Below are 14,981 nucleotides of genomic sequence, written 5' to 3'. Positions count from 1 at the left end.
CCCTCAGTTAGGGCCATTAAGTCGGACAGAGCAAAAGTCGCCATGACCGCAGGCTGTATTTCAAGAACCCACTAACATAACGACTTTCATTTACAATATTTGAGGAAAGAGGTAACTCGATAAATCAGAATTTGCAAATGCGATGTTTTCATCTAATTCATACATATTTAGTCTAGTACCATCAAATTTTCTTCACCTTGCCTTCTTTACTGCAAAATTAAATTACATCGGCTTCGTAGGAGAAAATCTCACACAGAAAGTTCTGCTCCTTAAGGGCAGCTTCTATTTCATCCAGAATTTCCTCACTATCGGCAGATACGGTATGAAAATGGTAGCCGGAGGTTACATTTAGCAAAGGCGTAGATTTGCCACTGCGCAGATTCTCCATAAAATGCTGCACATCCCGGCGATTTTTAATATTCAAAGGAGCCGAAATCCGTCCGTACACACGATGATTTACCATCACATCCTGCACACAGCCTCCCAAATCCACAATAGTGGTCAGCTCCTTTTCTGTTTGCTCATTGGTGTGGAACATCTTGAAGCGGCGCACAGCCTGCTTGGGCTGATCCAGAATATAACCTCTAGCTGTGGCCAGAATAGGATAGCCCTCAGTACGCAGCAGGGCAATATCCTGCACCACCACCTGACGGCTGACACCGGCAGCCTTTCCTAGGGCCCCGCCTGAAAGAGGAGCAGAAGCCTCTCGTATCATATCTATAATTTTCTTTCTGCGTTCTGCTCCGCTCATCATATATTACTCCTCCAATGCCTTCAAATGCTTCAAACTTATATCCAAAATTGGTGCAGAATGAGTCAACGCTCCACTGGAAACTTGACACTCCCCATGCCTAAAGGCAAGGGATTCTTGGTTCCTTGAGCACTGCATATATGCCGTGGCCTATATGTCTTACACGCTCTCCCCAAGCGTAGATTTCCGTGTGTCCCACGGTATTTTATTCTTTAGCTTATGCTGATTTCTGCATTTCCAAGGCTTTTCTTAAAATATTCCTAGCGGCGTTTACATCCCTGTCATGATAGGTATTGCACTGTGGACAAGTCCATTTACGAATACCAAGATTCTTTGTAGCCTTATTCTGATAGCCACAGCAGGAACAGGTCTGGCTTGACGGATAGAAAGTATCCACCTTCACCACATCACAGCCATATAGCTTGGCCTTGTATTCCAACATACGGAAAAACTCACCCCAGCTTACATCAGATACGGCCTTGGCCAATTTGTGGTTTCTCAACATATTCTTAACCTTTAGGTTTTCTACCGCAATCAGCTGATTTTCTCTTACAAGCCTAGTAGATTCCTTATGCAGGAAATCCTTGCGGATATTGGCTATCCTTTCTTGTAATCTGGCCACCTTGATTCTAGCCTTGTTACGGTTATTACTGCCCTTGACCTTTCTTGACAGGCTTCTTTGCAGACGTTTTAGCTTTTTCTCCATTCCTTTCAAAATGTGTGGATTGGTTACGGTATCTCCTTGGTCATTGGAATAGAAGTCCTTTATACCAACATCAATGCCAATCTGCCGACCATTGTTCCGCCCCAGTAGCAACTCAATATCCATCTCTACGCACAATGAAACAAAGTATTTTCCCGATGCAGTACGGCTGACAGTGGCATTTAGGATGCGCCCCTCAAATTCTCTTGATAGCTTGGTTTTCACTATGCCGATTCTGGGGAGCTTGATATTACCGTCAATGATACGGATACCCCCTGACTGGTTTCTGGTACGATAGGACTGATTGTGGCTGTGCTTAGACTTGAATTTTGGATAGCCAGACTGCTTTTTAAAGAAATTCTGAAATGCCCTGTCCAAATTTCTCAGGGCTTCCTGCAAAGCCATACTGTCAACAGATTTCAACCACACGAAATCTGGATGGCATTTAAGTTCTGTCAGCAAACGGCTTGACTTTACATAGGTTACAGACTCACGCTTTTCCTGCCAGCTATCTCGTCTGACAGCAAGAAAATGATTATACACAAAACGCGCACATCCCAATGTCTGATTTATGAATTTTTGTTGCTCTGCATTTGGATAGATTCTAAACTTGAAACCCTTTGCGTACTTCATTTTCTCACCTCTTTCAGAAATTACGTTTGTGTGTATATTTTATCATATTTACAGAAAACATACAATCGAACAGCGAGAAAAATTATTAGCATTTTTATTTTGTCCACCGTCAATTGCTTACGCAAATTAGGTGGACACGCCTTATATCCCCATGTCTAAAGACAGGGGTTTTACGGCGTTTTCTGATAACTTTTTCCATCTCGCATCCAAAAGCTGCCCCATCTGCTATGACTAGGATTTTATTCTGCCTAAATTTCTGTAACAATTTAAAGATATTAGATTTTCCTCTAGCACTTATGCAGTGAGCTTCACCACTCCATACATTGCTAAAAAATTCAAATCCTGCATTAGAATCCTCCACCAGCAAAATATCCTGATTACCCAACTGAGTATTTTTTACATCCCCATATAATTGGTAAAATTCATTATATACCTGCTTCAGACCTGCATATTTTCCAGATTCTCTGATACCATAAATTTCCTTTACACTGTAGGGAAGATTTTGTAAATCATCCCTAGTTACAATCACAAAGTAGTTATCTGAATTTTTAACATGAATAGCAAAGTCCTCGGATTTAACAAATCTATTGCATCCATCAATAAAAACTATGCTATTATGAATAAATTGTAAATTCTCCGCCCAGCGATTACCGCCAATAACTACACATGGCGCATCACATTTTACTAGAACACCACTGCTATCTCCATCCCTATCGTAAGCCTCCAACAATTCAAGCAACGTAGTTTTACCCGTAGCGCTATCGCCCCGAATTATAGTAATATTTCGTGAAATTACAAAGTCATAGCGAAGCCTATTATTTTGTACAAAAATATTATACTTACCCTTCATACTCAAGCCTCACAAAAAATCATATACTACATCAAGCCATTCTCCCTGATTATGTACAATCCTTCCATTGTTAAGAATCCTAATAGTATATGCTCCATCACCAAAATTCATACTGTGATGTAAACTAATGGTCAAATCCTTTTTTTCTGCAATCTTCAATATCCATTTTGCACAGTTATCCCCACAGGCAGTTGCATTAAAAATTCTTCCACTTTCATCAAAAGCAAATAACAATAATGTCTTGACACCGCCTGATAACTCACGAGGAGATATGGGGCCTAGCACAGGACTTTGTATTAAATGAGGTCCCACCACCTTAGATTTATCTATATCCTGAATCATATCCTTGGCCAATTGCGTTTCCAACCATGCATCCTCATATTGATTAATAAAATATACAGGCGGATTATATACTTCATTTTCGCAATCTCCCAAATAAACATTAAGCATCCTATCACCTCAAATTGAAGCATTATGGTCTAATTCTTTTTTATTATACCATAATTTTTCAACAAATTATAAAAAAAGGACTGCCACCGTAGCAGCAGTCCTCATTGTTTTATTTATGATTTGGTCAAAGCCTGGGAATTACTCCTTGCCAGCCAGCTTCTTGTAGCCATTCAGGCGGTTCTGAGCATCCTTCTTGGTCTTTTCAAAGAGTGCCTCAGCAGCCTCTGGGAAGCTTCTCTTAAGAGAGGAATAACGAACCTCGCCCAGGAGGAAGTCCTCAAACTTATCCCAATCAGGCTCCTTGGAATCAAGGGTGAATGGGTTCTTGTCAGTATCGCGGAGAGCAGGGTTGTAACGGAAGTTAGCCCAATAGCCACAAGCAACAGCCTTAGCAGCCTCTTCCTGGCTTCTACCCATACCAATGCGGATACCATGGTTGATACATGGAGCATAACCAATAATCAAGGAAGGTCCTGGATAAGCCTCAGCCTCAGCAATAGCCTTGAGAGCCTGGTTCTTATCTGCACCCATATCTACCTGAGCTACATATACATAGCCATAGGTCATAGCCATCAGGCCCAGATCCTTCTTCTTGGTCTTTTTACCAGTAGCAGCAAACTGAGCAATAGCAGCAGTAGGAGTAGCCTTGGAAGCCTGACCACCAGTGTTGGAATATACCTCAGTATCAAATACAAAGACATTTACATCCTCACCAGAAGCAAGAACATGGTCTACACCGCCGTAGCCAATATCATAAGCCCAGCCGTCACCACCGAAGATCCACTGGGAACGCTTAACCAGGAAGTCACGGTTCTCATAAATCTTGTTCAGCAGCTCGTCACCATTCTTCTCGTTCTCCAGCAGTTCAGCCAAAGCATCAGCACGCTGACGGGAACCATCGCCAGTATTCATATTATCCAGCCACTCAGTCATAGCCTCCTGCAAAGCAGCAGAACCGTGACTATCCTCGATAGCCTTGGCAACATCAGCAGCCAAAGTCTCACGTACAGCCTTGGTACCCAGGAACATACCCAGACCAAATTCAGCATTATCCTCAAACAGAGAATTAGCCCATGCAGGACCATGACCCTGTGCATTGGTGGTGTAAGGCATAGCAGGAGCACTGGCACCCCAGATAGAGGAGCAGCCGGTAGCATTGGCAATCATCATGCGATCACCAAAGAGCTGAGTAATCAGCTTGGCATACGGAGTCTCACCGCAACCTGCGCAAGCGCCAGAGAACTCCAGCAGAGGCTGCTCGAACTGAGAGCCCTTAACAGTTTCCTTCTTAACAGGATTTGCCTTTGGAGCAACCTTCTTAGGATCTACTGCATAATCAAATACAGACTGATTCTTCTCCTGAGTAGCAAATGGCTTCAATACCAGAGCCTTCTCCTTGGCAGGGCAAGTATTTACGCAGTTGCCGCAGCCGGAGCAGTCCATAGCAGAAATAGCTATGGTAAAGTTCAAGCCCTTGGCGCCAATAGCTGGCTTGGAGGTAAACTCTGCAGGAGCTGCATCCTTCTCAGCATCAGTAGTAAGAACAGGACGGATGGCTGCATGAGGACACACAAATGCGCACTGATTACACTGGATACACTTGGTAACATCCCACTCTGGAACATTAATGGCAATGCCGCGCTTCTCATAAGCAGCAGAGCCACTTGGGAAAGTACCATCGGCCAGGAATTCCAAAGCCTTAACAGACAAGTTGTTGCCTTCCTGACGGTTAACTGGATTCTGAACCTCTCTGATGTACTCAGGCAGGTGAGACTGGTCTACAGCAGCATCGTCTGCAGCATCAGCCCAGGCAGCAGGAACATTTACCTGATGGAGAGCATTGATACCAGCATCAATAGCACCGTGGTTCATGTCCACAATGTTCTGGCCCTTCTTGCCATAGGAAGTAACTACTGCATCCTTTAAATACTGAACAGCTGTCTCCAAAGGAATAATATCAGCCAGCTTGAAGAAAGCAGACTGCATTACCATGTTGAAGCGGCCGCCCAAGCCCAGCTCCTGTGCAATCTTAACAGCGTTTACAGTATAGAACTTGATATTGTTCTTGGCAATATAACGCTTCATAGCAGCAGGCAGATGCTTATCCAGCTCCTCATCAGTCCAAATGGTATTCAGCAGGAAAGTACCATTCTTCTTCAAACCTGCCAGCAGGTCATATTTGTCAACATAGGACTGCTGAGAACAGGAAATAAAGTTTGCATTGTTAATGAGATATGGAGAAGCAATAGGAGTTGCACCAAATCTCAAATGGGACATGGTAATACCGCCAGACTTCTTGGAGTCATATGCAAAATAAGCCTGAGCATAAAGCTTGGTCTTATCGCCGATAATCTTGATAGCAGACTTGTTTGCACCTACAGTACCATCAGAGCCCAAGCCCCAGAACTTGCAGGCAGTGGTTCCCTCTGGAGTCAGATCCACATCCTCTGGGTAGAGAGGCAGAGAAGTGCCATTCAGGTCATCGTTAATACCGATGGTAAAGCCGTTCATAGGAACATCCTTCTTCAGTTCCTCATAAACACCCAATACCTGATCTGGATTTACATCCTTGCCGCCTAAGCCATAACGACCACCTACAATAATTGGATGTCTGTCAGTATTGTAGAAAGCAGTACGTACATCCTGATACAAAGGCTCACCAAGAGCACCTGGCTCCTTAGTGCGATCCATAACAGCAATCTTGGTTACAGTCTCAGGAATAGCATTGAGGAAATGCTTTACGGAGAATGGGCGGAACAGATGAACTGCCACCATACCAACCTTCTCACCCTTGCCATTCAGGTAATCAACAGCCTCAACCAAAGTCTGATTCAAAGAACCCATAGCTATAACTACACGCTCTGCATCTGGTGCGCCATAGTAATCAAATACATGATGCTCACGGCCGGTAACCTTGGCCAAATCAGCCATAGCCTCCTCAACCAGATCAGGAATAGCCTCATAATATTTGTTTACAGTCTCACGAGTCTGGAAATAAATATCATCATTCTGAGCAGTACCACGAATACATGGATGATCTGGATTCAGGGCATTGCGACGGAAAGCATTTACTGCATCCCAGTCCAGAATCTTGCCCAGTTCCTCATAAGGAATTACTTCAATCTTCTGAATCTCATGGGAAGTACGGAAACCATCAAAGAAATTAAGGAAAGGAACCTTGCCCTTAATAGCAACCAAATGAGCAACAGCAGCCAGATCCATAACTTCCTGTACAGAGGACTCAACCAGCATAGCCATACCGGTCTGACGGGCAGCCATAACATCCTGATGGTCACCAAAAATATTCAGAGAGCTGGTAGCCAAGGCACGAGCACTAACGTGGAATACACCTGGCAAAAGCTCACCGGAAATCTTGTACATATTTGGAATCATCAAGAGCATACCCTGAGATGCAGTATAGGTAGTGGTCAAAGCACCAGCCTGCAGGGAGCCATGTACAGCACCAGCGGCGCCAGCCTCAGATTCCATCTCTATGATGTTCACCTTCTGGCCAAACAGGTTTTTCTTGCCTTTTGCGGCCATTTCGTCTACATTCTCAGCCATTGGAGAAGAAGGCGTAATAGGATAGATTGCAGCTACATCAGTAAATGCGTAAGAGATATACGCAGCAGCAGCATTACCATCCATAGTTTTCATTTTTTTGCTCATGGATCATACTCCCCCTTAAATAAAATAGATACAACGCACCAACACACAAATTGGTACAACCATATAAAGTATACACAACATACTGAACCATGTATTTTTTCTTATAGGAAATATACATACTTCACTAACATTTATTATACAACCTGCAGAGTCTTTTGTAAATGAAGCCGTCTTTTTTGTAACCTTTATATTAATTCTATCAATTGAGATTTTGTGCAAATATGTTTGCCATAAGTTCATATTGTTCTTGATGTATTTCTTATTATATTTAACTTGACCAGAAAATATATTTGCAGTACAATATACTCATAAGAGTACATTGTACTATTACGAAATATTCTATACATAGGAGGTGTTATTTATGGCTTATTCAATTAGACTTACAGAGGAAGAGCGAGGACTGGCAGATGCTTATGCCAAGCTCCAGGGAATTTCTGTGGCAGAGGCCTTTAAAAAGGCTTTGTTTGACAAAATCGAGGACGAATATGATTTGATGGTGGCAGAAAGCGCCTACAGCGAATATATTGCCAATGGCAAAGAAAGCCGTCCTATCCAAGAACTTTGGGAGGAATTGGAACTATGAGTTATACAATAAGAACTACTCCGCGTTTTGATAAATCCTTCAAGAAGCTCGATAGATATACACAACGTATTATCAAAGGCTGGATTGAAAAAAATCTCCTTGATTGCGAAAATCCAAGAGCTCACGGCAAATCCCTTACTGCCAACCGCAGCGGCCAATGGCGCTATCGCATTGGAGATTACCGCCTTATTTGCCATATAGACGATGATGAGCTGATTATCCTCGCTCTAAACGTAGGCCACCGCCGAACAGTCTACACTTCATAAAATTTCAACTTTATTTTACGAAAAAATTAGGCACATTGCTTGTTTCAGCAATGTGCCTCTTATTTCATCTAGGGAAGTCTTTTCAATTTAATTTGCTTACAGACTCTGGTCCAAATATCCAGGCCAGCTTTTTCTTGGCCTTGGTACGAACCTCATCATTAATGTAAAACTGAGACATAACTAAAGCTGCACCAATAATGGTTAAATCATCAGTATAACCTATAAATGGTATCAAATCTGCAATGGCATCGAAGGGCATGATAAAATACCCTAATGCCCCATATATTCCAGCCTTAACCTTCTTGGGACATTTGGGATTTTGCGTTACATAGAAAAGTTGTAAAACCTTGTAGGCTGCCTGCACTCCAATGGACTTGAAATGCTTAGCCAGCTTTTGCCACAGCTTTTCCTCTGAATATTCTGTAGTATATTTTTCTGTATCTACTGCTTTATATCTGTCATTTTCACTGCTGTCAGACAAATTATTCTGTAATGTAAACATAATCTGCTTATCCTTTGCTGTATTCAGCTGATATTATCTTTAACTCCTGGGGCTTTACCGAGGTACAGAAAAACAGGATTTTTACACCTGCCGCGAGAGCCTTGTTTACCGCCTCTCCATAGGCAGGATGAGTGGCAATATTAGGCTTTACCTGCTGGATGCCCTCCATCTGAATCACATAGGCCATAATGGCATGATAGCCCTCCTGAGCCGCCTTGGCCAGCTCGCCCAGATGCTTCACGCCTCGTTCCGTTGGTGCATCAGGAAAATATCCCTGACCATCAATTTCCAAGGTACAGCCCTTAACCTCCATAAGGTACCGTTCCGGCTTCCCCTGGGTACCAATTTGTTTTTCCATATAAAAATCTATGCGGGAATTTCCATAGGTATACTCTGGCTTAATATAGCTAAAGTCCTGCCCAGACAACCATTCTGCCACCACCTTGTTGGGAGCCTGGCTGTCCATATTTATTAAGCCAAAATTTTTCTTGTACACAGCAATTAAATCATATTTGGTCTTTCTATTGGGATTGGAGGCTTTTTCCAGCACCACCTTTACCCCTGGCAATAACAGTTCCTTACAGCGGCCAGTGTTCTTAACATGAACTGTTTCCACCTGACCATTTATTTCCACATGGGCAATAAACCTGTTGGGCCTATCTACAAATTTTCCCTCAACAATATCTTCGTAAATCATAAATTTTATTTATTCAGATACCACTGAATAATAGCCTGCGTTCCCTTGTTTTCCATGCCCTTAGCGGCCAACTGGTCATAAAGCTCCTTGGCCTTTTCCAAGCCTGGCAGTACTAGTCCAGCCTCATGGGCAGTTTCAATGGCAATCCTCATATCCTTAATAAAATGCTTGATATAGAAGCCTGGCTTATCATCTCCAGCCAACATTCTTCTGCCTAAATTGGACAGTGACCAGGAACCTGCTGCTCCAGTTTCGATAGTCTCCAGCACTTTCTGAGTATCCAAGCCCATTTTCTGAGCATAAACCAAAGACTCTGCTACCGCCATCATGCCAGCCGCAATGGCAATTTGATTGGCCATCTTGGTGTACTGACCGCTGCCTGCTGGGCCAAAATAGTTAATGGTTTTGCCCATAGCCTGAAATACTGGCAATAGAGCCTGAAAAGCCTCTTCATCGCCACCTACCATAATAGCCAGAGTAGCATTGCGAGCACCTAAATCCCCTCCAGATACTGGAGCATCCAGAGAGGCAATCCCCTTGGCCTTAGCTGCTTCATATATCTTTCGAGCCAAGATTGGGCTGGAGGTGGTCATATCCACAATATAGCCTCCTACCTTGGTGGAAAGCACCCCCTGCTCTCCCAGATAAACTTCCTCCACATCCTGTGGATAGCCTACCATAGAGATAATTGCATCTGCCTCTGCGGCCAAAGCTGCTGGAGTATCATACCATTTCATGCCCTTTTCTATCAGCGCCTGAGCCTTTGCTTTAGTTCTTGTGTAAATTCCCAGCTCAAAACCTGCATCCTGCAAATGCTTGGCCATGCTGCTGCCCATAACACCGATACCAATAAAGCCAATCTTCTTTATATTCATAATATCCGTCCTTTCACCCTAAAAACTTTATACAAATATTTTACTACACAAGCTCTACCTATTCCAAATTCTTTTTTACAAATTCTGATTTGCAGTCCTAAGTAATTTTAAAATATATTTTTGACTACAAGCGAAACATTTGTTATAATTTGTGTGTATTGTGGGGATATACCCACGGAGCGGACGCAGTATGAAAATACTGTTATCAATGATACAAATGATGGTCGCCCTGCAAATAAGTAAATGTTCTGCCTAGCAGTTTTGTTTACAGGGAGATGATAGCATGAAAAATGTTATCTGTAGAGGTTTCGATAATAGTGTTCCCAGAAAAGGGAAGCGCCTGTGATGAGGCATTAGCTGTAGCAATATATGCTCTTATATCATTGGTTACTCTTGTAGTGACTGTAATTATGGCTGTGTTGATTTGGCTAACTATCACAGGTGAACTATCGTTGATTTTACTAAGTTAACGTAGGTCACATATCGACCGACATCTTGTAAAAACGAAAAAAGCTGTCCTGGCCGGAACAGCTTCCTCGTAAGATGTTGTGACCATCAGTGTTCACACCACTGTTTGACGGTCGGTTTTTTAATCAATCAAAAAACATGTAGTGGCGAGCCATCATTGTGGTTCGCTCTTTTTTATACCCTTATTTTAGCCTACATAAACATCTTAGTCAAGTTCCGATTTACCGATATACATCACTTCTCTATATGGCGATATGGGAGTACCCTTTCAGGCACGCTCGCGCTATATTGATGCGCAAAACTATCCCCTATTAATGGCGATATGGGAGTACCGCTTATTAGCGTATTCCTTGCGCCTTTCTGCTTTGGCACTATTTGAAACGACCTATTTTTTACGAAGATAGCAGAATTATTGGGATTGACAGTATCGATAAACCTTGATGATTCGGCAACAGCCGGAGGGGCATGACACTTTTGCGTCGGGAGACTCTTGCTTTTGCACAGCAAAAGTGGCCCGGTGGCACTCTCTATCATTATGGCCTCCGTGAATTGGCTCAGCGACAAGCGGTATCTGTGCGTTAGTATAAATCATCAGATAGGGCCATTAAGTCGGACAGAGCAAAAGTCGCCATGACCGCAGGCTGTATTTCGAGAACCCACTAACATAACGACTTTCATTTACAATATTTGAGGAAAGATGTAACTCGATAAATCAGAACTTACCCTTGTTGGCAATACAACCCCCAGATTTGCCTATAACTCTCCTCCAGCTCCTGCATATACCCTTTCCCATCCATTAGCCTGGAATTTCTTACCTGCTCTGGCAGTTCCCTATGAAGCCGATTCAACAGCATCCCATTTTTGGCCAACTGTACAGCCTTGCCTGTATACTCCCGCAGGTTTTCAGCTATCAGCTCCGGTACCCCGGCTGCCGTAAGAATACTTGCCCCATACCGAGAACCATGAGACTTGCCCCGCAATGCAATCACCGGCACTCCCATATAAAGCGCATCACAGGTAGTCAGTCCACCATTGTAGGGAGCTGTATCCAACACAATATCAATATCCCCATATTGAGTCAGATAATCCGGACTAAAAGGCCGCAGCTCCAACACATCAGGATTCCCGCCCAGCCGTTTAAATCTCTGCCTTACAATCTCCTGCCCAGAAGGAACACTGCATATTTTACATTTAATCACCAATTTGGAATTAGGCACAGCCTGCAAAATATTCCGCCACTGCACCAGCATTTCATCTGTTACCTTAGCAAAACTGTTAAAGCTGCCAAAGGTCACATAGCCCCGTTCCATAGCTGGCGCATTATGACCTACAGATTTTATCTCCCTCATAGTTTCCGGTTGATAGCAAAGATGACAATGAGGCAACCGCAAAGGTGTTTCGCTAAACCCTCCCTTATCGTAAACAGAAGGCATACATATTTCATCCGTGAGAAAATAATCCACCATAGGCAAACCAGTAGTATTGATATAGCCAATACCGGATATTTGCACTGGTGCTGGACGGCAGGCCATTACCGGCAGGCAGTTATTCTGACTATGACCAGACAAATCCACCAAAATATCTATCCGGTCATCATGAATCAGCTTGGCAATTTCCTGAGGACTTCGACCATGTACATTCCGCCAATAATCAGCCATTTTCTTGAAACGCTGGGTAATATGATCCTCCCGCCCCGTAGAATAACCATAAACCGTAAAATCCGTATGATTACCAGACTTCAAAAGAGCCGAAAAAAAGTAGGCCGCCGCATGGAGGCGAAAATCAGGAGAAATATATCCCACCCTAATAGCATGAACACTACGCCGAATCCTTACATCATGAGGAAATCCCACCTGCTTGGGAAACATAGCCCCATACTGTCTATGCTTCTGAACCAAGGCCTGAGAACCAGCCTCCCGATAATTGCTAATAAACAACCCCTTGCTAAAATAGCTGGCCGCTGTCATCTCATCCTGTACCATATTACTAACCGCAAAAGCCCCTTTAGCAGCCTTTTCTGTTTCTCCTGCCAATAAGCAGGTATCCGCATAAAAGCTATAGGCCCTGGCCACCATTTGCCGAGCCTCTCCCTGCCAATTTTGATTATTAGTAGTAAATCTAAAACTGCCAGAAAGTCCCCGGCGAACCGTCTGCTCATACTGAGCAAAAAGCTTCTCATAAGCCTCCATAGCTAAAGACAGCTCATACTGAGCTCCATAATACAAGGCCTTAGCAAAGAGAATACGCAAATTACCATTATCCAGCTTCCAGCCCTGGGAACTACCCTTGTCAACAGCCTGATCCATTTTCTCCAGCCAGCTTTCTGCCTCCTGAAAATCCTGCATATAAACAGAAGCCTCTGCTATCAGAGCCATAGCCACTGGATTTCCCGGACTTTCCTCCAGCATCTGTCTACCACAGGCCCGCATACTGGCCATATCTCCAGCAGCAAAACAACCCTCAGCTGATTTTACCCACTCATTCACAAGCTGCAACTCCATATATCTACCACCATTCCCCTGTATATCATGCCAAGCCCCAACAGCTCCGGCTTCACTATATAATAAATTATAACCCCTATATTGTTCAAAGAAAATGATTTTTTTCAGGAACATCGGACACCTCGTCATAACAAAAAGGATTCAGACAGCCAAATGCCATCTGAATCCTTTTTCTTAAACTTCCTGATTAAACTTTAAACCTGCTGGCAGCTTCATTAAGAGTCTGAGCAATTTCAGCCAAACCGCGGCTGCTGGAAGCAATTTCCTCTGTAGCTGCAGACTGTTCCTCTGTAGCAGCAGAAACCGTCTGAGTGCGGTCAGAAATATTCTTAGACGCTTCATCCACAGTCTGTACAGCAGCCACTACATTGGTAGAAGCCTTAGCAGCTTCCTCAGTGGTACGGGCAATATCCTTAACCTGGCTAGCCACCTCGCCATTAATCTTCATGATATTCTCAAAGGCTTCACCAGAATTTCTCACCACATCTGCACCCTTGGCAGCTTCCTCTGAGCCAGACTTCATAGCAGTTACTGCATCCATAGTCTTGGACTGAATAGTGGTAATCATATTATTAATCTTGTCCACAGCAGCCAGAGATTCCTCTGCCAGCTTTCTAACTTCCTCAGCTACTACGGCAAAGCCACGGCCATGCTCGCCAGCTCTAGCTGCCTCAATAGCTGCATTGAGAGCCAGTAAATTGGTCTGGGCTGCAATAGCAGAAACCTGCTCTACAATCTGGCCGATTTCCTTGGAAGCCTCACCCAGCTCGTTAACTACATCCGCAGAGCTATCAACCACATCCCGAATCTTATTCATCTGGTCAATAGCCATATTAATGGAGCGTCCGCCTTCGTTGGCAATATCCATAGCCTTGGCTGCATGGTCATCAGCAACATTGGCATTGCTGGAAATTTCCTGAATGCTGGCAGAAATTTGCTCTACGGCGGAGCTTACTGTATCAACAGCATTCCCCTGCTTGTCACTATGCTCAGCTACTTCGGTAATGGACTGGGCAATGTTCTGAATAACCTGGGCAGATTGGTCCGCACTGGCTGTTAACTCCTGAGAGGAAGCAGCTACAGTTTCTGCATCCTTAATAATCTCTCGCAAAACAGCATTTACCTGCCCCCGCATCTTGGCCAAGGTATTGGCCAAATGGCCAAATTCGTCATTGCTATTGATAGTACGGGGCTCCTCCCGGAAATCTCCCTTAGCCAATGTTTCGGCCAAGTTATCCATCCTTTTCAGCATGTTGATGATATAACGGCTAATTTTCATCCCCACAAAACCAGCAAATATGAGGATTACTAAGCAGATACCCAGAAAGGTATATATAGCGGTCTGAACCATAGCACTACCTTCATCAGATTCCTGCTGGGCAGCATCTGTATTGGCCTGCTCCAGCTCCAAAATAGTTTCTACCAAATCATTAAAAGGTTTTTCTGACTCTGCAGCCAGCTCCATAGCCTTGGCAGTATCATGGCCACGAGATGCAGCTATCATCTGCTTCACAATAGAACTATATGACTTCCACTCTGCATTAAGCTGCTGTACCTTGTCCTGCATGGTAGACATATCATGATATTTCTTCAAATTATCATCAATCTTATTTTTAGTAGATGCCATCTTGGACTCATAGTTCTGCATGGTAACAGCATCCTGAGCTATAACATGGTTCAGGGCATAACTACGATAATCTGAAATATCTACATCAATTCTATTCATAGTGTTCAATCTTGGAAGATTATGATCCACTATCTTAGTAGATATGGAATCCAGCCTCATAAGCTGCACTGAACCAAATACAGCCATAATAATCATTGCTACTACCATTACGGCCGAAGTAGCATATAGTTTAGTTTTAACGTTCATAAAAGCCCCTTCCTTCCTTGAGTTGTTTCTTGCAATTATTATAGCATATATTTTTTGCTTTTTCAGTATTTTAATTGATTTAACAAAAATATTTTTTAATATTCATTTACCCTTCCTAAATTTATTATGTATAAAACAAAATAAATTTATGCCATTTTCA

General features: G+C 43.3%; 12 protein-coding genes. 2 read left to right on the top strand and 10 right to left on the bottom strand.

Annotation, left to right across the window (positions count from 1 at the left end):
• Positions 1–217: 217 nt before the first annotated feature.
• The 5 genes from I6E26_RS06050 to nifJ form a co-directional block, all read right to left on the bottom strand.
• Positions 218–754 carry a transcription repressor NadR gene (locus tag I6E26_RS06050; protein WP_235320952.1) on the bottom strand — a complete coding sequence of 179 codons (537 nt, stop codon included), beginning with the start codon at positions 752–754 and terminating at the stop codon, positions 218–220.
• Between the two features lie 214 nt (positions 755–968).
• Positions 969–2,087 (bottom strand): IS200/IS605 family element RNA-guided endonuclease TnpB, encoded by a 1,119-nt coding sequence (gene tnpB, locus I6E26_RS06045; RefSeq protein ID WP_235320951.1) that lies wholly within the window; start codon positions 2,085–2,087, stop codon positions 969–971.
• 109 nt (positions 2,088–2,196) lie between these two features.
• On the bottom strand, positions 2,197–2,937 hold the full coding sequence (locus I6E26_RS06040; RefSeq protein ID WP_235320950.1) for a hypothetical protein: 741 nt from the start codon (positions 2,935–2,937) through the stop codon (positions 2,197–2,199).
• Positions 2,938–2,946: 9 nt separating this feature from the next.
• Positions 2,947–3,387, bottom strand: a complete 441-nt coding sequence (locus I6E26_RS06035; protein WP_235320949.1) for a DUF4869 domain-containing protein — start codon at positions 3,385–3,387, stop codon at positions 2,947–2,949.
• Between the two features lie 138 nt (positions 3,388–3,525).
• Positions 3,526–7,056, bottom strand: a complete 3,531-nt coding sequence (gene nifJ / locus I6E26_RS06030) for a pyruvate:ferredoxin (flavodoxin) oxidoreductase (RefSeq protein ID WP_235320948.1) — start codon at positions 7,054–7,056, stop codon at positions 3,526–3,528.
• A gap of 361 nt (positions 7,057–7,417) precedes the next feature.
• On the opposite strand from nifJ, the gene relB reads away from it, so the two are divergent.
• Both relB and I6E26_RS06020 read left to right on the top strand, forming a co-directional pair.
• A complete protein-coding gene (relB, locus tag I6E26_RS06025) occupies positions 7,418–7,639 on the top strand; it encodes a type II toxin-antitoxin system RelB family antitoxin (protein WP_235320947.1) in 222 nt (73 codons plus the stop codon).
• A complete protein-coding gene (locus tag I6E26_RS06020) occupies positions 7,636–7,905 on the top strand; it encodes a type II toxin-antitoxin system RelE family toxin (protein ID WP_235320946.1) in 270 nt (89 codons plus the stop codon). The genes relB and I6E26_RS06020 overlap by 4 nt, the downstream gene beginning before the upstream one ends.
• Before the next feature lie 82 nt (positions 7,906–7,987).
• Here I6E26_RS06020 and I6E26_RS06015 read toward each other — a convergent pair whose 3' ends face one another.
• From I6E26_RS06015 to I6E26_RS05995, 5 genes are all read right to left on the bottom strand, one after another.
• Entirely contained in the window at positions 7,988–8,407 is a 420-nt protein-coding gene (locus I6E26_RS06015; RefSeq protein WP_235320945.1) for a YkvA family protein, read from the bottom strand.
• A gap of 7 nt (positions 8,408–8,414) precedes the next feature.
• Positions 8,415–9,104: a DNA/RNA nuclease SfsA gene (gene sfsA / locus I6E26_RS06010; protein ID WP_235320944.1), complete on the bottom strand. Its 690-nt coding sequence runs from the start codon at positions 9,102–9,104 to the stop codon at positions 8,415–8,417.
• 5 nt (positions 9,105–9,109) lie between these two features.
• The gene (locus I6E26_RS06005) at positions 9,110–9,973 is read right to left on the bottom strand and encodes an NAD(P)-dependent oxidoreductase (protein ID WP_419179908.1); all 864 of its coding nucleotides are present in this window, start codon (positions 9,971–9,973) and stop codon (positions 9,110–9,112) included.
• Between the two features lie 1,193 nt (positions 9,974–11,166).
• Positions 11,167–12,948: an O-linked N-acetylglucosamine transferase, SPINDLY family protein gene (locus tag I6E26_RS06000; RefSeq protein WP_235320942.1), complete on the bottom strand. Its 1,782-nt coding sequence runs from the start codon at positions 12,946–12,948 to the stop codon at positions 11,167–11,169.
• 187 nt (positions 12,949–13,135) lie between these two features.
• A complete protein-coding gene (locus I6E26_RS05995; protein ID WP_235320941.1) occupies positions 13,136–14,821 on the bottom strand; it encodes a methyl-accepting chemotaxis protein in 1,686 nt (561 codons plus the stop codon).
• Between the last annotated feature and the right edge of the window lie 160 nt (positions 14,822–14,981).

It is taken from the genome of Anaerovibrio lipolyticus (assembly GCF_021531495.1).
Lineage (GTDB): Bacteria > Bacillota > Negativicutes > Selenomonadales > Selenomonadaceae > Anaerovibrio.
The sequence above is the reverse complement of the archived record's forward strand: the minus strand, read 5'-3'. Positions and strand labels throughout refer to the sequence as shown.